The organism is Caballeronia sp. PC1, from assembly GCF_021353155.1.
GTDB classification, from domain to species: Bacteria; Pseudomonadota; Gammaproteobacteria; order Burkholderiales; family Burkholderiaceae; genus Caballeronia; species Caballeronia cordobensis.
Map to the genome: position 1 here is coordinate 132,473 of NZ_JAJUBH010000004.1, position 20,749 is coordinate 153,221.

17 protein-coding genes and 2 pseudogenes are annotated in these 20,749 nt (G+C 60.2%); 15 read left to right on the forward strand and 4 right to left on the reverse strand.

Annotation, left to right across the window (positions count from 1 at the left end):
- Nucleotides 1-144 precede the first annotated feature (144 nt).
- The 7 genes from LY284_RS33720 to LY284_RS33750 all read left to right on the forward strand — a co-directional run bounded on the left by LY284_RS33720 (nucleotide 145) and on the right by LY284_RS33750 (nucleotide 7,702).
- Entirely contained in the window at nucleotides 145-1,158 is a 1,014-nt protein-coding gene (locus tag LY284_RS33720) for an ABC transporter substrate-binding protein (RefSeq protein ID WP_233391346.1), read from the forward strand.
- Between the two features lie 93 nt (nucleotides 1,159-1,251).
- Complete coding sequence (locus LY284_RS33725; protein WP_233391348.1) at nucleotides 1,252-2,175, forward strand: ABC transporter permease; 924 nt, start codon at nucleotides 1,252-1,254, stop codon at nucleotides 2,173-2,175.
- Nucleotides 2,172-2,954, forward strand: a complete 783-nt coding sequence (locus tag LY284_RS33730) for an ABC transporter ATP-binding protein (RefSeq protein WP_233391350.1) — start codon at nucleotides 2,172-2,174, stop codon at nucleotides 2,952-2,954. Before LY284_RS33725 ends, LY284_RS33730 begins: the two co-directional genes overlap by 4 nt.
- Nucleotides 2,955-3,248: 294 nt before the next feature.
- Nucleotides 3,249-4,208 carry a PDR/VanB family oxidoreductase gene (locus LY284_RS33735; RefSeq protein WP_233391352.1) on the forward strand — a complete coding sequence of 320 codons (960 nt, stop codon included), beginning with the start codon at nucleotides 3,249-3,251 and terminating at the stop codon, nucleotides 4,206-4,208.
- 280 nt (nucleotides 4,209-4,488) lie between these two features.
- Nucleotides 4,489-5,097, forward strand: coding sequence for a TetR/AcrR family transcriptional regulator (locus tag LY284_RS33740; RefSeq protein ID WP_233391355.1), 609 nt, complete (start codon nucleotides 4,489-4,491; stop codon nucleotides 5,095-5,097).
- Nucleotides 5,098-5,123: 26 nt separating this feature from the next.
- Nucleotides 5,124-6,275, forward strand: a complete 1,152-nt coding sequence (locus LY284_RS33745) for a Xaa-Pro peptidase family protein (protein WP_233391356.1) — start codon at nucleotides 5,124-5,126, stop codon at nucleotides 6,273-6,275.
- 71 nt (nucleotides 6,276-6,346) lie between these two features.
- On the forward strand, nucleotides 6,347-7,702 hold the full coding sequence (locus LY284_RS33750; protein ID WP_233391358.1) for an amidase: 1,356 nt from the start codon (nucleotides 6,347-6,349) through the stop codon (nucleotides 7,700-7,702).
- A 1,059-nt stretch (nucleotides 7,703-8,761) separates the two neighbouring features.
- Here LY284_RS33750 and LY284_RS33755 read toward each other — a convergent pair.
- The 4 genes and pseudogenes from LY284_RS33755 to LY284_RS33770 all read right to left on the reverse strand — a co-directional run bounded on the left by LY284_RS33755 (nucleotide 8,762) and on the right by LY284_RS33770 (nucleotide 11,159).
- Nucleotides 8,762-9,208 carry an MFS transporter gene (locus LY284_RS33755; RefSeq protein ID WP_233391360.1) on the reverse strand — a complete coding sequence of 149 codons (447 nt, stop codon included), beginning with the start codon at nucleotides 9,206-9,208 and terminating at the stop codon, nucleotides 8,762-8,764.
- A gap of 7 nt (nucleotides 9,209-9,215) precedes the next feature.
- A pseudogene (locus LY284_RS33760) lies at nucleotides 9,216-9,464 on the reverse strand (hypothetical protein); the annotation flags it as partial.
- Between the two features lie 141 nt (nucleotides 9,465-9,605).
- Complete coding sequence (locus tag LY284_RS33765; RefSeq protein WP_233391363.1) at nucleotides 9,606-10,352, reverse strand: SDR family NAD(P)-dependent oxidoreductase; 747 nt, start codon at nucleotides 10,350-10,352, stop codon at nucleotides 9,606-9,608.
- Between the two features lie 30 nt (nucleotides 10,353-10,382).
- The gene (locus tag LY284_RS33770; RefSeq protein WP_233391365.1) at nucleotides 10,383-11,159 is read right to left on the reverse strand and encodes an SDR family NAD(P)-dependent oxidoreductase; all 777 of its coding nucleotides are present in this window, start codon (nucleotides 11,157-11,159) and stop codon (nucleotides 10,383-10,385) included.
- 1,101 nt (nucleotides 11,160-12,260) lie between these two features.
- Between LY284_RS33770 and LY284_RS33775 the strand changes: the two genes are divergently transcribed.
- The 8 genes and pseudogenes from LY284_RS33775 (at nucleotide 12,261) to LY284_RS33810 (ending at nucleotide 19,855) form a co-directional block, all read left to right on the forward strand.
- Nucleotides 12,261-13,409 (forward strand): glutathione-independent formaldehyde dehydrogenase, encoded by a 1,149-nt coding sequence (locus LY284_RS33775; protein WP_233391367.1) that lies wholly within the window; start codon nucleotides 12,261-12,263, stop codon nucleotides 13,407-13,409.
- A gap of 218 nt (nucleotides 13,410-13,627) precedes the next feature.
- Nucleotides 13,628-14,386: an SRPBCC family protein gene (locus LY284_RS33780; RefSeq protein WP_233391369.1), complete on the forward strand. Its 759-nt coding sequence runs from the start codon at nucleotides 13,628-13,630 to the stop codon at nucleotides 14,384-14,386.
- Between the two features lie 14 nt (nucleotides 14,387-14,400).
- Nucleotides 14,401-15,573 (forward strand): zinc-dependent alcohol dehydrogenase, encoded by a 1,173-nt coding sequence (locus tag LY284_RS33785; protein WP_233391371.1) that lies wholly within the window; start codon nucleotides 14,401-14,403, stop codon nucleotides 15,571-15,573.
- Nucleotides 15,574-15,614: 41 nt separating this feature from the next.
- Nucleotides 15,615-16,745 carry an SMP-30/gluconolactonase/LRE family protein gene (locus LY284_RS33790; RefSeq protein WP_233391373.1) on the forward strand — a complete coding sequence of 377 codons (1,131 nt, stop codon included), beginning with the start codon at nucleotides 15,615-15,617 and terminating at the stop codon, nucleotides 16,743-16,745.
- A gap of 223 nt (nucleotides 16,746-16,968) precedes the next feature.
- Complete coding sequence (locus LY284_RS33795) at nucleotides 16,969-17,535, forward strand: type 1 glutamine amidotransferase domain-containing protein (RefSeq protein WP_233391375.1); 567 nt, start codon at nucleotides 16,969-16,971, stop codon at nucleotides 17,533-17,535.
- 177 nt (nucleotides 17,536-17,712) lie between these two features.
- Entirely contained in the window at nucleotides 17,713-18,015 is a 303-nt protein-coding gene (locus LY284_RS33800) for a putative quinol monooxygenase (RefSeq protein WP_233391379.1), read from the forward strand.
- A gap of 42 nt (nucleotides 18,016-18,057) precedes the next feature.
- Nucleotides 18,058-19,059, forward strand: a pseudogene (locus LY284_RS33805) (excinuclease ABC subunit A); the annotation flags it as partial.
- Nucleotides 19,060-19,156: 97 nt separating this feature from the next.
- Complete coding sequence (locus tag LY284_RS33810) at nucleotides 19,157-19,855, forward strand: TMEM175 family protein (RefSeq protein ID WP_233391381.1); 699 nt, start codon at nucleotides 19,157-19,159, stop codon at nucleotides 19,853-19,855.
- Nucleotides 19,856-20,749: the final 894 nt, after the last annotated feature.

The following is a 20,749-nucleotide window of genomic DNA, read 5'->3' on the forward strand; positions in this document are numbered from 1 at the left end:
ACCCGCATCGCGATTGGTCGCGAGGCAACGCAAGAATGTTTATGTGGCCGGCGCCGGATAGCGCTCGGGATTGACGCGCCGATCCACACACGCAACTGAATGAGGGCCAAGTTTGCCCTCCATCTTTTCCTAGCGGGTGGTTAAATGAAACTCAAGACGAAGGCTGGCTGGCTCCTTGGCGCGGCTTTGCTGCTGCTCGCTTTCATTCTTCCGAGCTGGGTGCAGGCTGCGGAGTCCAATGCAGTCTCGACCGAGCAAACAAAAGCCTTGACCCCGATCAAGATCGGGGTCGTCACATGGATCGGAGTCGCACCGCTGTATTTGGCACAGCAGAAGCAGTTTTGGGCGAAGCGGGGACTCGACGTGACCATCGTTCGCATTCAAGGCGGCAGCGACCGGGTTGCCGCCATGCGTTCGGGCGGCATCGACGCCGCAGGGCTTGCGGCCGACGCGTGGGCACGATTTTTTAACCTGGGTACGGACGCCCAAATCGTCCTGGTGTTGAATGAATCGAAGGGCGCGGACGGGATAGTGGCCCGCAACGACATCAAGAATGTAAAAGACTTCAAGGGCAAGAAGGTCGCGTTCCAGTCTGGGATCAGCAGCGAGTTTCTTCTTGGAACAGTGCTTAAGAGCGCTGGTTTGACCATGCACGACATCATCCCGGTCGATCTGGACGGAGGCGCGTCAGGTGCCGCGTTCGTCGCACACCGCGTTGACGTCGCAGTCACGTTCGAACCCTGGCTTTCCAAGGCGAGCGCGGCGGGCGGACGGGTCATCGTCAGCTCCGCCGACTACCCGGGTCTGATTGTCGATGCGGTTGCTTTCTCGAACGATTTCATCGCCAAGCACCCCGATTCCGTCAAAGCATTTGTTGCCGGCTATTTTGACGCCGTCGACTATATGCACACGCAACCCGACGACGCCGCGGCCGTGATGGGCCAGTTCGTCGGGCTGTCGCCCGCGGACTTCGAGGCGCAGGCAAAGGGTGTGCATTTTTACCGCCGGGACGAGATGAGGTCGTATGTCGACGCAGAGGGGCCTCCCAGCATTTCCGCCGTCTACAAGAACGCCGCAGAATTCTGGAAAGCGGCTGGGCAGATTTCAACGATCAAGGCCTCGGGCAAAGTCATTAACGCGTTATTTCTCGCAAAATGAAAGACGCCATTGAAAGAAGCGAGCCCGAAGCGGCCCGTAGTCGAGTAGATGTGGTTCGGAGACACCACGTCTTCCGGGCCCGACGATGCATGATTGGACGGCACCATGCGTCACTCCAAGGAAGACCTGAGGACCATTGAGATGAGTCAAGCCCAGCAGCAAGTGATCAACCATGGCCCGCGGACCGCCTGGCTCTCGGCCCTTCGCTTGCTTCTCTCCCGAATGGAGAAATACACGTGGCCGAACGTTACGGTCGGGCGTTCAGCCGCTGTGGTACTCGGTGTAGTCGCGATGGTAGTCGTCTTGGCGATCTGGGCCGCGCTGTCATACTCTGGTTTCGTCGAACCGTTCTTTTTGCCGACGCCGTCGGCTGTCCTGAGCCGAGCGATACAGGTGTATCTGCACGAGGGCTACCTCACGGATATCCGGGTGAGCGTCGTGCGAGTCTGTGGCGCGTTCCTGGCGGCGGCAATCGTGGCCGTGCCGCTGGGAATCGTGATCGGCGCTTTCGCAGCCCCTGCCGCCCTCCTCGAGCCGCTGATCGGTGCGATACGGTATATGCCGCCAGTGGCGTTCGTGCCATTGCTCATTGTTTGGCTGGGTATCGGCGAGACAGAGAAGTGGAGTGTGATCTGGATTGGCGTGTTCTTTCCGCTGACGCTGCTCGTGGCCGCCGTGGCCAAGAACGTGCCGCACGAGCAGATTCAGGTCGCCTACACGCTCGGTGCGCGGCGCCGGGAGGTTTTCTGGAAAGTGCTCGTTCCGGCAGCGTTGCCGGGCATCTTCGACACGCTCCGGATTACTCTCGGCTACTCGTGGACCTATCTCGTTCTTGCCGAAATCATCGCTGCGGAAAGCGGCATCGGCTATCGCATTATAGTCGCGCAGCGCTATCTGCAAACCGACGGCATTCTGGTCGGGATATTGACCATTGGCCTGCTGGGTGTCTGCACCGATGTGTTGATGCGCGTCTTGTATCGAAAGCTGTTCAACTACAGTGGAGGGGCCGGACGATGAAAGCGCTGTCGATCGAGCAACTGGTTGTCGACTACAAAGCCCCGCATGGCCAGCCACCGCTGAACGTCGTGGACCATATCGACCTTGAACTGGAGGGCGGCGACTTCGTTGTGATCGTCGGTCCGTCAGGTTGTGGAAAGAGCAGCTTACTTCGCGTTGCCGCCGGCCTGGTCGAGCCGACCAGTGGTCGGGTCCTGGTCGGAGGCAAGCTCGCGGACCGTCCCGGCGCGGACCGGGGGGTGGTGTTTCAAAGCTACAGCCTCTATGAATGGCGCACCGTTTTGGGCAACGTGGAGTTCGGGCTCGAACTTGCCGGATGGGGTAAGAAGGAACGACGCAATCGAGCCCGAGATCTGATCCGCCTGGTGGGCCTGGACGGTTTCGAAGACGTCTATCCGCGCCGGCTTTCCGGCGGCATGCAACAACGTGTTGCCTTGGCGCGTGCGCTTGCGCCGCAACCGACAGTTTTGTTGCTCGATGAACCTTTTGGCGCGCTGGACGCGCAAACACGAACACAAATGCAAGAGCTATTGTTAAACGTGTGGCGCGAGGTGAAGACCACAATTCTGTTTATCACGCACGATCTGGACGAAGCCTTGTTCCTTGCAGACAGGGTCTTCATGATGTCGCGGCGGCCGGGACGATGGCTCAAGGTCCTGAACGTCGACCTGCCGCGTCCGCGCACCTATGAAATCACAACGAGTGCGATGTTCTGCCAATACAAGACCGAGCTCCTCAGTATGCTGAGGCAGGAAGCGGCAGCGGCCGAAGGGCCCTGAGTTCTGCGCCACCTATTGTGTATGGAGTTCGTCCGACGACTCGTAACAGCGAACCATGGAGACTGAAGGAACATTGAGACGCTATCGGCAATCGTGCAGCGGACCCGTCAAGAGACACCCGAAAACAGTTCATTCTAGCCGAGCGAAGCGACGGCTCTGTCCGATGATCAGATCAAGAGCATCAACTGGTTCGAAGGCATGCAGGGCACCTTGCCGAAAGGCACGCGGGGTGGTGCATTTCCCACCAAAGAAGCCGCCGGAACCTCCGGCGACGCGGGACACGGAAAATAGCAAATGGCTACTCTAACTGTCAAGGTCAACAGGGTCGCGCAGGAATCTCTCGATATTAAGTCCTTCGAGCTGATTAGCGCGACCGGCGATCCGTTGCCGCCCTTTGCGGCCGGTTCCCACGTCGATGTGCACATCGATTCCGGGCTGATCCGCCAGTACTCCTTGTGCAACGGTCCCGATGAGACGGATCGCTACCTGATCGCGGTGAAGAAAGAGCCCGAATCCCGGGGCGGTTCGCGGGCCATGCACGAACGGATCAGGGAGGGCGATGTCATTGCCGTCAGCGCACCGCGCAACAACTTTCCTATCGAGCAGCAGGCCAAGCATCATCTGCTTCTTGCGGGTGGTATCGGCATAACGCCAGTATTCTCTATGGCTCGTCACCTGCTTGCTGCAGGCGAATCATTCGAACTGCAGTATTTCACGCGTTCGATCCAGCATACGGCGTTTCACGCGTTGTTGTCCGGCTTGGATTTCAAGAGGCGGGTGACTTTCCATTACGCCATCGAGCCTGATGCGCTTCGGGCATACTTGCGCAAGCTGCTGTGGCATCGTCCCGAGGGTGCGCATCTCTACCTGTGCGGACCGCGCCAGTTCATGGACCTGGTGGAAACCACTGCCGCGCCCACCTGGCCGCCGGAGGCGGTTCATCTCGAATACTTCGCCGCCGACCCCATGTCGTTGACCGGGTCGCAGGAAACGTTTCAGGTCAGGCTTGCGCGTTCCGACACCACATTCGCAGTCCCTGCCGGCAGGTCAATCGTCGAGGTGCTCGCCGAGCATGGGGTTCACATCGAGACGTCCTGCGAGCAAGGGGTGTGCGGCACTTGCCTGACCGGCGTGCTGGACGGGGTTCCCGATCATCGGGACGTGTTCCTGACGGACGCGGAGAAACAAGCCTGCGACAAGATAATGCCTTGCGTTTCCCGTGCGAAAAGCCTGCTGCTCGTACTCGACCTGTAAGCCGCGTCGCTTGTCGTTTAGGTATTCATCTACGCTTGGAACTGGAAGATAGAAGGCGAACTGTGAGTGTGCCACTTGATTTCAACTTCATCCAATGAGGGGCTCCGTACTTTCGCTCTCTGATGAGGTACCAACACTGGCGTCCTGGAGGGTGTAACTGAACGTCGGGATGTGTTTTTAACCGAAGCGGAGAAACGCGTGCGATAAGCTGATGCCCTGCGTTTCACGCGCGAAGAGTCCAGTTCGGGCGCTGGACATTTGAATAAATCAGGAATATTGGATGCGGAATCCGGATCATACACGCGACGTACTCTTGAAGGCGGCACGCAAAGAGTTTGCACTGAAAGGCTTCGGGGGTGCGCGCATCGACGAGATCGCGCGAAGCGCCGGCATCAACAAGCAGGCACTCTACTATCATTTCGGTAACAAGGAGGAGCTGTTCCGGGTAGCGCTCGAAAGCGGCTATCGCCAATTTCGCGGACGCGACCGAGAATTTGATGTCCATGCTGCTTCACCGGAAGAAAGCCTGAAAAGCCTGATCGAGCTGACGTTCTATGACCTGCATCAATCTCCGGAATTGATCGCGATGATTATGGAGGAGAACCGCCATCAGGGAATGCATCTCAATCGGGAGCATATCCGCGCGATCAACGAGCCCCTGGTCAGCACGATATCGGTCCTGCTCACCCGTGGGGAACAGGACGGGACTTTTGTCCGGGGAATCGATCCGGTCCAGTTCTATGTCTCGATGTTTTCCCTCGTAATGTTCTATTTTTCGAACGTCCATACGCTCTCAGCTGTGCTCAATCGCGACCTCGAGAGCGAGGAATGCATGCGTGACCGGCTCAACCACATCACAGACTTGCTGCTCAAGTACGTGAAATCCTGAAATATCCAAACACCGCGAGGGTGACTATGCTTCTGCCGTTCAGTCTCGACACTTATGATCAGCGGTATCAGCGCGTGCTGGAACGCATGAAACAACGCGACCTCGATGTGCTGCTCGTCAATCTTCCCGACAACCTGAGCTATCTGTGCGGGCATGAATCGATCGGATATTACTGGTATCAGGCGCTCATCATCGCGCCGGGTCTGGAACATCCGGTACTGATTACACGCATTAGCGAAAAAGCCAGCGTCGACGAGACATCCATATTGCGTGGAACGATCTACTACAGGATGCACTTCGACGACCCGATTCAAATGCTTGTCGAATTCCTGACGAAGCATGGCCTGGCGGCCAAGCGCGTGGGCATTGAAATGCAGGCGTTCAACATTCGCCCCGCGCATTGGGATCGCATCAAGGAAGTGCTGCCAAATACGCTCTTTCACGATGCATCAAACATCGTGCTGGAGGAAAGATTGGTCAAATCACCGGAAGAAGTGAGTTTCCAGCGTAACGCCGCGCGCATTGCCGATCATGCGATGCAGGCGGCCTACGGGGCATTGCGTCCGGGCGTCACTGAAATCGAAATAGCCGGTGTAATATCGAAGGCCATGGCGGACGTGGGTGGCGAGTATCCCGCCTTCCCGGTGATGGTCGCCTCAGGCCCCCGCACGACGATGATTCATGGTCTGCCCGGACACCGGCCTCTGGTCGCCGGGGATCTGGTCACGATGGAATTCGCGGGTGTGTATCATCGCTATCACGCGGTGCTGATGCGCACGGCGATCATCGGCCGCCGGCCGCGCCGCTTGGGCGACGTGGCGGATTGCGTCAAGGAGGCAACCGAGGCGGCCATTGCTTCCGCCGCCGCCGGCCAACTCACCCGCGTCCCGAAGCATGTTGCAGATGAAAAGCTCAACCGGCTCGACCTCGCGCGCCGGCGGGTGCATCGGGTCGGATATTCGATCGGGTTGGGATTTCCTCCGGCGTGGGTCGAAGCGATGGCGCTGGAAGACTCCGATCCCTATACGCTGTGCGAGAGCATGAGCTTCACGATCGAACCCAATCTCTCGTTGCCTGACGAGGGATTCGGCTACAAGATGGGTAGCACGATTCTGTGTACGGCGGGCGGCGGCGAGTCGCTATCCGGTCTTGATCACGATCTGGTGGTGATCGACTGAGCGGCTCGGTGATCGAGTTCAGTCCACGTGCGACGCGACGACGTTCGCTCTCAATTTAGCTGCGAGACCCGATGGCTGCTCTGCCCAATCTTGCCGGTCTTTCCGCGGATCTCGCCGCCGGTCGCATAACGAGCGGCGCGCTGGTCGAACAGTGCCTGGCGCGTGCCACCGACCCCGATGGTGAAGGCCATCGGGTTTTCATCAAACTATGGGAGGACGATGCGCTGGCACAGGCACGCGCACACGACCGCCACAGGAAAACCGGCGTCGTCACGTCCGCGATCGCGGGTATCCCGATCTCGATCAAAGACTTGTTCGATGTAGCTGGGGAAACTACGCGGGCGGGCTCCAAGGTGCTTGCTGACGCCCCGCCAGCCATTCACAGTGCCACAGTCGTGCGACGCCTCAAGGCGGCTGGCGCGATACTGATCGGCCGCACCAACATGGCGGAGTTTGCATTCTCCGGCGTGGGCCTTAACCCACATTACGGCACGCCTGGGAATCCGTGGGACCGCGCACGCGTGCCTGGCGGCTCCTCCTCGGGCGCTGCGGTGTCGGTTTCGGACGGCATGGCGGCGGCAGCCATCGGATCGGACACGGGCGGTTCGGTCCGTATTCCCGCGGCGTTGTGCGGCCTCGCCGGCTTCAAGCCCACCCAGAAGCGCGTACCGCTCGATGGCGTCTTTCCGTTGTCGACCACGCTGGATTCAGTGGGGCCGATCGCGAGAACCGTCACCGACTGCGTGCTGCTCGACCAGATTCTTTCTGATCAAAGCTCGACGCAAGCAGGGCAGGCGAGCATGCGGGGCCTTCGATTTGCGGTGCCAAACAGGCTGGTGCTGGATGACCTAGATGCGCATGTCGCGAGCACGTTCGAAAGGGCTCTGGGCACAATCAGCCGCGCGGGCGCCTGCATCACACACATCGATCTCGCACTGTTGAACGAAATTGTTGACGCCAATCGCCAGGGAGGCTTTCCTGTCGCGGAGGCATGGGCTCAGCACCAGGACCTGATGACGCGCCGTGGGGCGCTATATGACCCACATGCTCGCGAGCGCTTCACACGCGGTGCGACCCTAAGCGCATCCGACTACGTTCGCTTGTGCTGGAAGCGTGCGTCACTCATCGAGCGTGCGACCGTACAAATGGGCGCCTATCACGCGCTACTTGTTCCCACCTGTCCCGTTGTTGCTCCCCGCATAGACGAATTGGAAGCGGAAGACACGGCGTTCTGGTTGAATAACGCGCTTCTGCCACGCAATACAGCCTTGTTCAATTTTTTAGACTGCTGCGCTGCTACAGTGCCGATCCAACGCCCCGGGGAATTGCCGGTCGGACTCATGCTTGTTGGCCGACATCTCGATGATCATCGGGTGCTCGCAATTGCTCAAGGGGTGGAGGCCGAGTTCTACTCCGAGCCCGGTTGACAAAGCGGCGTGCCGCCTACGCTAGGGTGGTCACATGGAGACCGCGAAAGAGTGGGGACTACGCCGCGGTACGGTGCGTATGATCGTTGCCGTGAGTGCCGGATATACCGTCGCTCGACGGCGCCGAACTGACGATCGTTCGAGATAACCTGCGCCACGCGTCAATCTCGACGACGTCGATCTATTACCGGCAGAAAGTCTCGCGGACGATCCCACCGCGCGAGCTGATGGACGAGGAGCTGTTTGGTCGTATTGTGAAAATACGTGGTTAGACGTTGTCGGAAATACTATCCCTCCTGTCACAGATCTCGAGAAGAAATAAGCGCGAGCAAGCGGTTGGTGGAATCCATGAAACGCAAGGACGCCGGCGGGCTACGCTCAGCAGCTACGGTAACGTCTGATTCCGTCGCTGGCCCGCTAATAAGCGCGAGCCGAAGCGCGGCGCACTAACGCTGCGAGCACTTAAATCCGGTCAGCGCAGGCTTAGTCTCCGAATCTTGATAAGCTTGCGTATTTCGGGAGGTTGAACTCCCATTTCGGTGAAGTCGAACAGGCCAGGAGGGAGGTGCTGCGTAGTGCTTAGATTGTACGGCGAGTGTTCGCGATCAGGCTACTTTCTGATCGGCGCGTTCTTTGTTCGAAGCATGAGAAAACAGAGACGTCCTACAGCATCGTTAGAGACCGCTTAGCAGCTCAGCCGGTCGTCATCAGGTGGGGGAATTGAAGTGCCCATCTTGGGCGAGTTTAGGTGCCCGCCAGGGCGCGTCACGCTGCTGAGCGAGGCGGGCCATGAGGCGCTCACCGCGATTGCCGTGATAGACTCCGAAGGAAACCGGCGCGTCTCGTACGGTCTACTGCGGAAAATCGTGGATATCTGATCGAAGTCCTGTCAACACGGGATCCGCGGACGCATACGTTCCGTGCGTTCAGCAATCCCACGTTTCGAGCTGTTCAAGTACGTCCGCTGTATCGATATCGTCGATGACGACTACCAAGCCCTCGGACTCGAGCGTCTCTCGGTGCGTGTCGTATTTGGCGCGTTGTTCGTCTACGAGTGGCTCAAGTTCGCAAATCAATCCGATACTGCGCTTTCTCGACGCGCCGCAGCAGAACGAGCGATATCAGGACGATGACGACCGTGATCGCGGCGAACGTCATCGTCGCACGCGCGATGCCGAGGCCTTGCACCGCGATTCCGATCCCGATCACCGGCAGGGATATTGCCACATAAAGCACCACGAAGAACGCCGATATCACTTCGGCCTTGCGCTCGGCCGGGCTGCGATTCGACAGCTCAGCCAATGACGCCCGGAAGCTGATTCCCTGCCCGATTCCGCACAGCATCGTCCCGACCAAGAACGCAGTGGTCGAACGCTGCCACGCGCACACGGCTAGACACACCAGACCGACGACGAGCGCCACGCAACCGACACGCTGCCGCCATTTTCGCGCGATGCGCTTCTCGACCGCCTGCCCGATCGCCGAGCAGATGAAGATCAGAAACACCGCGAGCTTTGTCCAGAATCGGTCCAATGACGAACGCGATCAATGCGGTACCGGCAGCAACCCACGTTGCGATCGCTGCTTGCTCGGCGGGGTCCCACTTGTAATGCGCACCGATCTCCGGGAGAAGAGTGCCGAAAAGAATAAAATCGTAGACCGCGAAGACCCACGCAAAGAAGGCAACGATCGTTGCTCGCTTTACGTCAGTGGGCAATATTGGTTCGACCTTGAAGTCGTACGGATTCGTGTACTTAGCCATTTTGACTAACTCCATCGCCCTTACGGAAAAGTTGATTCCGAATTTTGGGGTAAATAGGACTACATATAAAGACATATACCGGTACGTTGATATTCACCCAGGCTTAACGTACGGGTGCGACGCCTACGTCACGGCAACCGGTTAGATCATGTAGTCGCCGCCGTTGGGATTGATGGTCGCGCCGAGGAAGTAGGAGCCGTTGTCGGATGCGAGTAACACTGCGGCGGGAGCGATCTCGTCTACCGAGGCTGCCCGGCCGATCGGCAGCTCAGCAAGCTTCGCGCGCCGGAACGTTTCGGGGAGGCTGCGAAACAGTTCCGTATCCACCGGGCCGGGACAGATTGCGTTCGCTGTGATCCCCTGATCAGCGACTTCGTACGCGAGCGACCGAGTAAAACCGATTACGCCAGCTTTTGCCGCAGCGTAATGAGCGAGCTCTTTCCCGCCCTTGTGCGCTAGCTGCGAGCTGATGTTGATGATTCTGCCGTGCTTGCGCTCCCGCATCCCGGGTAGAACCGCTCGAGTACACAAGAAGACGCTGCGCAGGTTAATCAGCATCATTTTGTCCCACATATCCGTGGGCATCTCCGACACGAGGGAAGCGGACTCGATCCCCGCGTTATTGACAAGGATGTCGATCCGGCCAAGTGCGGAGATCGCGGCGTCGACGGCTGCATTGACCTGCGACTCCTCGCCAACATCCGCCGCGATGGCGATGCCTTTCACGCCGTAGTCGCGAATCTTCGCTGCAGTCTGCTCCGCATCTTCTTTCCGGCGGTCAAGTACCACGACGTCCGCGCCTTCTTTTGCGAACGCAAATGCGATCGCTTGGCCAATGCCACGCGCGGCGCCCGTGACCAAAGCCGTCTTGCCAGTTAGGTTGCCCATAAATCCTCCGAACAGATATGAGATGGTTGACTAGTGGCTTTGGATGGCGAGACCGCCATCGACCATAACGGTTTGGCCCGTGAGGTACCGGGCTTTATCCGAAGCCATGAATGTGATGACGTCTGCCATATCTTCAGGCTCGCCAACGCGGCCCAGCGGAATTGAGGCCGATACAGCCGCCAGGCCCGCTTCGCCTTTTGAGTGCTGCTCAGAGAGCGCTTGCGCCGTTCGGATAAATCCGGGCGCCAACCCATTCACGCGGATACCGTGTCGCCCCAACTCCACTGCCAGGCCGCGTACCAAGCCGACCACGCCAGCCTTAGCTGCTGAATAATGTGCATGTTCGTCCCACCCATATGCGACGCCCATGATGGAGGAGACTGCGACGATGCTGCCTGATTTCCTCTGCTTCATGCCCGGTAGCGCTGCGCGGACGATGCGAAAGACACCTTTCAGGTCGATATCCATGGTGAGATCCCACTTCTCGTCCGTCAATTCGTCCAGGGGGACTTTATGGGCGATACCCGCATTCGCGACCACTGCGTCCAGCGCTCCGTACTTCTTTTCAACGGCCGCCACGATCTCGTCGCAGGCCGCGGTATCGCGCACGTTGAGTTGGTAGAACGTGGCGTCTCCACCGGCGTCGCGAATTTCCGCCACGACTGCTTCGCCCTCGGCTTTGAGGACGTCGGTCACGATCACCGTGTAGTCGAGAGCGCCGAACGCTTTGGCGGTAGCGCGCCCGATCCCGATACCGGCCCCGGTAACTAGAACGACTTTGCGCGTGTTGATGCTGATGTTGCTCATTGTGGAATCCTCAATATGAACTATTTCTAGGCGTCTGTTTCCGCCGCTGCTCCGTGTGGACGGAACGGGGCATCACGGAAGTGCGTCTGTCTTGGTCGGCCACGCTATTTACGTGAGTCAACTATAGAGCCGCCGTATTCGTTTGCAATAACGCCTAAAACAAACAATTCCGTATTGTGGACACAGGTATAAACCCCGATACGTCGGCTTTTTCACTTCGGACGCCACTTTTTGGCATCGACACGACACCAAAGAAGCGTTCATAACTCGCTGATTGTTGGTGCAAAACCCGACGGATCATGGTGCTTCATGCACCGGAAACGGGCTGCGGGACTTATACGTGCAATTCAACGTGTGCCTGGCGGGATCCACGATATGGAGCACGGAGAGCACCGGCAATGGAGTTGAGGGTGGAAAGGGCTTGAGTCAAACGCCGGATCCTTGGGCGCACGTGCGTAGCGCGCTGGGCGAATACGAAGAAGGGGGAACAGACAAACGGAGCGACGGCCGCAACGCGCGACCGTCTGAAGGAAAGACAATCAGAGAGATGCTTCGGCCAGCGCAAAAGCAGCGAGACTGGATAGCGAAAGGACAAGAGCGCCTCGCATCGCTTTTTTGCAAAATCTGCAGCTTTTCTACAAAGCGTTCCCCAGTAAACGCGATTCTACGCGATAGCTCGTTCGCCGATCGCTCCCGGATGAGAGCGCGGAAAAGCGATATCGACCGAGCAGGGCGGCGAGCCCGTGGTCCGGTAACTGCCCCGAGCAGACTACGTGCTAGTAGTGCATCCATGAAGCGGGCACACGGATGGCTCCGGATGTGCACCCACCATCATGAATAAGCGCAAAACATCACCGCTTGGATTTCCGGTTCCTAGCGGCTTTCCGATCTCAACCGCTGATAGTACGACGCTATTTGGAAGGTGCTGGTCTAGCAGGGAAGGACCGGGACGAACACCATAGGACGTCAGCCAGCAAAGAAGTGCTGAGGTAATGCAGGAGACCAGCGGTCCCACAGGTACGCCTGCGGGTTTCCCGACGCCGTCATCGCCGAGCGTTCGATGCGGCTCATGCTTTTTGCAGTCGCCTTCAGGAGAAGAATATGAAAGCCGTTGTGTACCGAGGTCCTCACCAGGTCGCAATAGAAGATGTGCCGGATCCCAAGATAGAGCGTCCGACCGACGCCATCGTCAGAATCACCAGTACCAACATCTGCGGGTCCGACCTACACATGTACGAGGGCCGAACCGACTTCGAGCAAGGTCGCATCTTCGGTCACGAAAATCTTGGCGTGGTTCAAGAGGTGGGACCGGCCGTGGAGCGGATCAAGCCCGGAGACTGGGTGTGCCTGCCATTCAATATAAGCTGCGGCCACTGTAAAAACTGCGAGCGCGGCCTGACGGCGTTTTGCTTAAGCGCCAACCAGCCGGGCATTGCGGGCGGTGCCTTTGGCTTTGCGGACATGGGGCCATGGCCGGGCGGACAGGCCGAATATCTTCGGGTACCTTGGGCGGACTTCATGTCTTTGAAGCTGCCGCCAGACGCAGAGCAGAAGCAGACCGACTACGTGATGTGCTCCGACATCTTCCCCACCGGTTGGCACGCGACCGAACTCGCCGGCATGCGGCCCGGCGACGCGGTAGTCATCTATGGCTCGGGACCGGTGGGTCTGATGGCCGCGCACTCGGCCATGATCAAGGGGGCCCGCAGCGTCATGGTGGTCGATTGCCATCCCGACCGGCTCAAGCTCGCAGAGTCGATCGGCGCGATTGCGATCGATTATTCGAAGGAAGATCCGGTGCAGCGGGTCATGGATCTGACGCACGGCATTGGCGCGGATGTGGGATGCGAATGCGTCGGCTACCAGTGCCACGATCCGGCTCCGCAACGCCACGAACACCCCAACCTCACGATGAACAATCTGGTGTCGTCGGTCAAGTTCACCGGCGGGATCGGAGTGGTCGGCGTGTTTGTTCCGGAGGATCCGGGCGCGCAGGACGAACTGGCGAAGAAAGGTCAAATTGCATTTGATTGGGGCAAGTGCTGGTTCAAAGGCCAGCACATCGCCACCGGCCAGTGCAACGTCAAGGCATACAACCGGCAGTTGCGCGACCTTATTCAGGCCGACCGCGCGAAGCCATCGTTCATTGTTTCTCACGAGTTGAAACTCGACGACGCGCCTGACGCCTACCAACACTTCGACGTACGCGAGCACGGCTGGACCAAGGTGGTCTTGCACCCCGGAGCCTAACGTAGCCAAGCGGCGATGGTAGCCGAGCAGGGAGGTCATGGAAATCCGCAATTAGGAGCGCGAACCGGCCAGTTGAATCGGGGCGATGCAGCCCATGGTGCAGTTCCGCGACTCGTGGACATGCGTGGAGTGGGGCGCAAGTGTCACAAACATTTCTCAGCGACCAGTTGCACGGACCAGTCCGCGTAGCGCGGCAGTACTCATGGGAGGGGTTCATCATGGCAAGCGGCATCGGTGCTATGCAAGGGAGCGGCTCATTGCGGCGCGGCCGCCCTTCTTCGGGCACCTCGGCCGGTGAGCCAAGGCAACGCGTTAGCTGGATCCCCGTCGCGCTCAGCGCGGCCTTGATTGTGTCCGGGCTCGCTGGCCGGAGGAAGGGCGCGGTGGCTCTCGCGGTCACTGTTTTCGCGGGCGTGGCCGCGGTGGGTGCGGTGCGCGGCGCCCCGCTCCATCGGGGCAGAGCGGACAGCGACGGTCAGGGCATCACCGGCGTCAAGCCAGAGGTGGAGCGCGCGATCACGATCGGCAAGACGGTGGACGAGCTTCGCCATTGCTGGCTGGACCCGCGGACGCTGCCGCGGGTCATGGCAGGGTTCGCGACGTTGCGCGCGGCCGGCGACGGCCGCACGCACTGGATCTTAGAGGCGCCGTTCGGTCGCGCCTACGAATGGGAGTCCGAGACTGTCGACGGGCCCGGCAAAGGCATCGGTTGGCGCTCGCTTCCTAATGCCGCCATTTCGAACGAGGGATCCGTCCGCTTCGACCCCGCCCCGGCCGACCGCGGCACCGTAGCGACGCTGCACGTTCGCTTTGACCCGCCCGGCGGCATCTTGGGTGACGCCTTGCTCAAGCTCCTGGGCACCACACCGCTGGACTTGGTCGCTGACAGGGCGCTGCGGCGCTTCAAGAGTCTTGTCGAAACCGGTGAGATCCCGACCACAGAGCGACAGCCCGCTGCTCGCGCGAACCAGCGCTAAGGAGACTACTCAACATGCGAGCACTCTACTGGAACGGCGTGAATGACCTGCGCGTCGGCACCGTAAAGGACCCCGAGATCGTCAACCCCCACGACGCCATCCTGCGCGTCAGCATGTCAACGACCTGCGGCTCGGACCTGCACTTCATCGACGGCTACATCCCGACGATGAAGCCCGGCGACGTCATCGGCCACGAGTTCATGGGCGTGATCGAGGAGATCGGCCCTGAAGTGAAGCGGGTAACAAAGGGCGACCGCGTCGTTGTTCCCTCATTCGTCGTTTGTGGCCAATGCTGGTATTGCCAGCATTCCCTTTACTCGTTGTGCGACAACACGCATCCCAAGCCCGAACTGCAGGCGCCGCTTTTCGGCGGACATACCACGGCAGGCATCTACGGCTACACCCACGCCTTCGGCGGCTATGCGGGCGCGCACGCGCAATACGTGCGGATACCGTTTGCCGACAACGACTGCTTCAAGGTTCCCGACGGCGTTGCGGACGAGACGGCGCTGTTTCTCTCGGATGCGGCGCCGACTGGCTACATGGGCGCCGATTTCTGCAACATCCAGCCGGGCGACACGGTCGCGGTCTGGGGCTGCGGCGGCGTAGGCCTGATGGCGCAGCAGAGCGCACGACTGATGGGCGCGGAGCGGGTGATCGCGATTGACCGCTTCCCCGAGCGGTTGCAGATGGCGCGCGAGCACGCCGGTTCCGACACCATCGACTACACGCAGGTGAGCAGTGTTTTGGAAACGCTCAAGGAGATGACGGGCGGGCGCGGCCCTGATTCGTGCATCGACGCAGTAGGGATGGAGGCGCATGGCACCGGGCCGCAGTACGCGTATGACCGCGTCAAGCAGGCCCTGCGCTTGGAGACGGACCGCGGACAGGCGCTGCGTGAGGCCGTGATGGCCTGCCGCAAAGGTGGCACGCTGTCGGTGCTCGGCGTCTACGGGCTGATCGACAAGTTCCCGATGGGCGCCATCATGAACAAAGGGATGACGGTGCGCAGCGCCCAGCAGCACGGGCAAGCTTACATGGACCGGCTGCTCGCGCACGCACAGAAAGGCGAACTAAATCCTGCTTACCTCGCCACCCACCGCTTCTCGCTGGAAGAGGCGCCGCGCGGCTACGACATGTTCAAGCATAAGACCGACGGCTGCGTCCGTGCGGTGTTCGCGCCGTGAGTTCGCCGTACATCGCAATGGCCGCATGAGGAGAAGAATTCATGACCCGATTTAAAGCCGCGTCCGCCGTGGTGGCGATGACACTTCTTGCGAACGCATCCTTCGCCCAGGAGCGATCTAGTGCTTCGCCGGACACGGCGCGGCTGCAGCAGGTCGCCAGCTTTGAGCACCAGGTCACAGGAGTGACCGTTTCGAAGGATGGCCGCATTTTTGTCAATTTCCCGCGGTGGACAGAAGATGCACCGATCTCGGTTGCCGAGGTGACCCGCGACGGCCAGATCAAACCTTACCCGGACGAGGAGTGGAATTCTTGGCGCAATGACAAGAAGAACCAGATGTCCGCCGGAGATCATTTCGTGTGCGTCCAGAGCGTCGTGACCGATGCGCACGGCGGCCTTTGGGTCGTTGATCCGGCCGCGCCAGCCACAGCATCGATTGTGGCGGGTGGACCCAAGCTCGTGAGGATCGACCTTAATGCGAACAAGGTTGCGCAGGTGATCCGCTTCGACGAGACGGTCGCACCTCAGGGCAGCTACCTGAACGATGTGCGGTTCTCGCCCGATGGGCGGCATGCTTACCTGACCGATGCTGGGGCCAAGGGAGCTCTCGTTGTGGTGGATCTACGGACCGGCAAGGCTAGACGGGTGCTCAACGGCCACCCGAGCACGCAACCGGAAAAGGATGTGGTGGTGAAGACCGATGGGCACGAGTTGCGCCGACCCGACGGCCGTGGGGTCGAATTCGCCGCTGACAGCCTCGCCCTTTCCCCCGATGGACGGACGCTCTATTGGAAAGCCCTGACCGGCCGCACGCTCTATCGCATCGCGACGAGCGCCCTGCAGAACCCGCGTCTGTCAGCGAAGGACCTCGTAGCCCGCGTGGAGCGCGTCGCCGAAACAGAGCCGACGGACGGGGTTTGGATCGACGAGCGCGGGCGGCTTTATGTGAGCGCTATCGAGCAGGACGCAGTCAAGGTCCGTGACGGGGATCGCGTCACTACCCTCGTACAGGACAAGCGGCTGCGCTGGCCGGATACGTTTTCGGAGGGACCCGACGGGACCATCTATGTCACCAGCTCTCGCATCCAGGACATGAGCTGGTTCAAGCTCGAGACCGGCCCGCGCCTCGAGACGCAGCTATGGCGCATCGAGGGGACGGGGCCGCGGCAGTGACGGGATCTGTCGATGTTTTCACAGTCGCGCGGTGACACTTTTATGTCGCCATGGTGACAGATTTAATGCGGCCTACGGAAGGATATGATCCGCGACCTCCCCCTGCGGACCGACATCCTGCCGACTGGCTTCCACGGCGAGATCGCTGCCGGAGTGCGGGCCAGACGGTTAGCCGCAGACGAAGTGGGTTTGGAAGCGAAAGCTCATCATAGGAGATCGAAACATGACGAATGAAACTCTCAAGGGACTGAAGATCGCGATCCTGATCGAGGAAGAATTTGAGCAAGTCGAAATGGTCGAGCCCCGTAAGGCGCTCGACGAAGCCGGCGCCGAGACGCGCATTGTCTCGCCCAGGAATAAGCACGTGCGCGCGTGGAACTTCACGAAATGGGGAGACGAGTTCCCGGTCGACGTCGCCCTCGACCAGGCCAAGCCGCAAGACTTCGACGCGCTCCTCCTGCCCGGCGGCGTCTTGAACCCGGATGCGCTTCGGACGGAGCCCAAAGCGGTGGCTTTCGCAAAGGCTTTTTTCGATGAGGGCAAGCCGGTGGCATCGATCTGCCACGGCCCGTGGACCATCATCGAGACCGGCGCGGCGCACGGCCGGCGCATGACCTCTTGGCCATCGCTCAAATCCGACCTTAAGAATGCCGGAGCGGACTGGGTGGATCAGGAGGTCGTCGTCGACCAAAAGCTAGTCACGAGCCGCAACCCCGACGATATCCCCGCATTCAACCCAGAAATGATCAAGCTGTTCAGCAGTGCGCGCGGGCGGCGGGGTGCTGCATGACATCGTGGGGAGCGCAAGCGAGAGCGTGGAACTGCGCCGGCTCGGTTCCACAATGCGCGACGTCGCGGTAATCGGGCGGGGCACTTGGTACATCGACGAGGCCGACCGTGCCGCCGCGTTTAGAGATCCGTAGGGGGTCGTCGATACCCTAAAACGCCATCAACAAGGAGGCAGGGCATGGTCAGGACAGCGTTATTCGTCCGGCTCGAAGCGAAGCCGGGCAAGGAGCAGGAAGTGGAAAGCTTCCTGATGGGCGGACTGCCGCTCGTCGAGCAGGAACCGGCGACGATCGCGTGGTTCGGGCTGAAAATCGCGCCGTCGGTGTACGGCATCTTCGATGCGTTCCCCGACGACGCCGGCCGCCAGGCGCATCTCTCGGGCAAAGTAGCCGAGGCGCTGATGGCGAAGGCGCCCGATCTCTTCGGCAAACCGCCGGAAATCATGAACATCGATGTACTCGCGGCGAAGCTGCCATCGTAGCCGCGTCGAGTTCGAGTGCGGGACTTCCTTGCGTTGCAACGCATGAACACCCTGCCCGTCGATAAAACTGCGGAAAGCCTGCGCGGCTTCGTGCGCGTACGAGGCGCGCGCGAACACAACCTCAAGAACGTCGATGTCGATCTTCCGCGCGACGCGCTCGTCGTGTTTACCGGCGTGTCCGGCTCTGGGAAGTCGTCGCTCGCGTTCGGCACGCTCTACGCGGAGGCGCAGCGGCGCTATTTCGAGTCGGTCGCGCCTTACGCGCGGCGGCTGATCGAGCAGGTCGGCGTGCCCGAGGTCGATGCGATCGAAGGGCTGCCGCCCGCCGTCGCGCTTCAGCAGCAGCGCGACACGCGGAGCACGCGCTCCTCGGTCGGCAGCGTGACGACGCTTTCCAGCCTCGTGCGTATGCTCTATTCGCGCACCGGCCACTATCCGCCGAAACAGCCGATGCTCTACGCCGAGGACTTTTCGCCGAACACGGTTCAAGGCGCGTGCCCGACGTGCCACGGGCTCGGTCGCATCTACGAGGTCACCGAGAAATCGATGGTGCCCGGCGACTCGCTGACCATCCGCGAGCGGGCGATCGCCGCCTGGCCGCCCGCGTGGCATGGTCAGAACCTGCGCGACATTCTGGTGACGCTCGGCTACGACGTCGACACGCCGTGGCGCGACCTGCCGAAGAAGGCGCGTGACTGGATTCTCTTCACTGACGAAACGCCGACGGTTCCGGTCTACGCCCGGCTCACGCCCGGGGAAACGCGCGTCGCGCTGAAACGCAAGCTGGAGCCGAGCTATCAGGGCACGTTCACCGGCGCGCGCCGGTACGTACTGCACACGTTCGCGAACACGCAGAGCGCGCTGATGAAAAAGCGCGTGTCGCAATACATGGTCGGCAACGTGTGCCCGACGTGCAACGGCATGCGGTTAAAGCGCGAGGCGTTTTCGGTGACGTTCGCGGCGCTCGATATCGCCGAATTCTCGCAGATGCCGCTCGCGCGCGTCGCCGACCTGCTCGCGCCGATCGCGCGCGGCGAAGCGCCAACTTTCCCATGGCAGGATGTAATTCAGATCGTCCAACAAAGATCGTGGGTGCTGTGCCGCGAGGTGCGGCTCCGGCGTGCCCGAAAGGACTCACAAGATGCTACCTAATACGCGTAAATCTACCGGCGCGGAAACGCATGGTGCCGAGCGCGGACTTGACCGCTTCGAGGGATTCAGCGACGCGGTTTTCGCAATCGCGCTGACCCTGCTGATCGTCGAGATCAAGGTCCCCGGATCTCCCGAGGGCACGCATGGCTACAGCGACCTGGCAAGCGCCATGGCGGAGCAGTGGCGCGAATATCTCGCGCTCGTTCTCTGCTATGTCGTGATCGGGGCCTACTGGTTGCAACACCATTATTCGGGTCGCATTTATGCTAAGAGTGATCACTGGTTCGGCATGATCAACCTCCTGTTCCTGCTGGCGATCGTCGTCATTCCTTATCCAATCCGCGTCTGGTGCTTCCACCTCGGCACGGGCTTCGAGCCCGCTGCGTCAGTGACCCTGGTTGCCGGTCTTGCCCTGACCGCCTGCACCTGGATGGCGAAGTGGTTCTATGCAATGCCAGGCCGCCGGCTGATGGACGAACGGCTCGCGCCCGATTTCCTCCAGCAGATGACGCGCCGCTACGGCGTTGCGACGCTGGTCCAGATCGCTGCAGTTCCCGTCGTGATCGCGGCGTGGCGCATCGGAGTGGCCATTGCACTGCTGTGCGTCGCCTTCTTTTTGCTGCCACAGCCCACGCCGCGCTACAAGCCCAGAGAGGAGCCGAGCGAGGCTGAGAAATTAGACAAGTAGCTATTTTGCGCGAGGGTTAATCCAGAACCAGTAGGCGAAGACGAGGGGAATGACCGGTGAAGAGCACTTCAAGATTTTCTTTGATCGCTGAATTTCACTGGTCGCTTTCCAGCGATGAGTTTGCAGAGCGGACTGACGCAGCCCGACCCGGAGCGGTCACTGGGCCTGCCCCCGTCGCATGACTCCCCAACGAGCTTCAGCGGCCATTCGGTACCGGCTCAAGGGCCGCCCCCGGGCGAACGACGACACCTTGTCAGAAGCGGCTCGCTGAAGTCCAAGACGCATCCCTAAGCGGAGCGCCGCAGCGACGTGTTCGAAGAAGCGCGAATCACGCACATGTAGATGAATTCAAGCCCACTTCGGCAAAAAAAGAGCCTATAACTCTAGCCAGCGCGGATAACCCTGCGGTCGAGGAGGCGAGATGAATCGATGAATCAGAAGACCTATCAGAACGAAGCCGGCGCTTTCAACGAATCGACAAATCAGGAATACGCGGACTGGGGTCGCCTTGATTTCCTTGCAGATTCCGGGTTAGGGACGACCACGCCTGATAAGGCTTTGCCCTGCGTCCCTAAATATATTTCAAATAAAATCAATTGCTTGCTATCTACCCTCTCGAAGGTCGCAATCGAGGAATTTCGAGTCCAACCACAGCGGCGACGAAGGCGAATCACAGGCAACACGCGTCGTACATGAAGCGGCGGATGATCCGAAAGCGACCGAAAAATCAAGGAATTTCGGGCCAACAGACCGGTGGAACACGTCGGGAGCAAAACCTTGACGCAGGCGGTTTGGAATTCTAGAACGGCTGGATTTCTCGCGAACGTACGCCTACGCCGAGCCGGCGGCGCCACAGTGGGGCCAAACGGACTACGCGGAGCAACCCGCGGCGTT

Excerpts from the sequence above, each read along its gene's own strand:
- LY284_RS33775 (WP_233391367.1), top strand. The coding sequence starts at position 12,261 with ATGAAAGCCGTTGTGTACCGAGGTCCTCACCAGGTCGCAATAGAAGAT.
- LY284_RS33790 (WP_233391373.1), top strand. The coding sequence starts at position 15,615 with ATGACCCGATTTAAAGCCGCGTCCGCCGTGGTGGCGATGACACTTCTT.
- LY284_RS33800 (WP_233391379.1), top strand. The coding sequence starts at position 17,713 with ATGGTCAGGACAGCGTTATTCGTCCGGCTCGAAGCGAAGCCGGGCAAG.
- LY284_RS33730 (WP_233391350.1), top strand. The coding sequence starts at position 2,172 with ATGAAAGCGCTGTCGATCGAGCAACTGGTTGTCGACTACAAAGCCCCG.
- LY284_RS33785 (WP_233391371.1), top strand. The coding sequence starts at position 14,401 with ATGCGAGCACTCTACTGGAACGGCGTGAATGACCTGCGCGTCGGCACC.
- LY284_RS33810 (WP_233391381.1), top strand. The coding sequence starts at position 19,157 with ATGCTACCTAATACGCGTAAATCTACCGGCGCGGAAACGCATGGTGCC.
- LY284_RS33740 (WP_233391355.1), top strand. The coding sequence starts at position 4,489 with ATGCGGAATCCGGATCATACACGCGACGTACTCTTGAAGGCGGCACGC.
- LY284_RS33720 (WP_233391346.1), top strand. The coding sequence starts at position 145 with ATGAAACTCAAGACGAAGGCTGGCTGGCTCCTTGGCGCGGCTTTGCTG.
- LY284_RS33735 (WP_233391352.1), top strand. The coding sequence starts at position 3,249 with ATGGCTACTCTAACTGTCAAGGTCAACAGGGTCGCGCAGGAATCTCTC.
- LY284_RS33750 (WP_233391358.1), top strand. The coding sequence starts at position 6,347 with ATGGCTGCTCTGCCCAATCTTGCCGGTCTTTCCGCGGATCTCGCCGCC.
- LY284_RS33770 (WP_233391365.1), bottom strand. The coding sequence starts at position 11,159 with ATGAGCAACATCAGCATCAACACGCGCAAAGTCGTTCTAGTTACCGGG.
- LY284_RS33780 (WP_233391369.1), top strand. The coding sequence starts at position 13,628 with ATGGCAAGCGGCATCGGTGCTATGCAAGGGAGCGGCTCATTGCGGCGC.
- LY284_RS33765 (WP_233391363.1), bottom strand. The coding sequence starts at position 10,352 with ATGGGCAACCTAACTGGCAAGACGGCTTTGGTCACGGGCGCCGCGCGT.
- LY284_RS33795 (WP_233391375.1), top strand. The coding sequence starts at position 16,969 with ATGACGAATGAAACTCTCAAGGGACTGAAGATCGCGATCCTGATCGAG.
- LY284_RS33745 (WP_233391356.1), top strand. The coding sequence starts at position 5,124 with ATGCTTCTGCCGTTCAGTCTCGACACTTATGATCAGCGGTATCAGCGC.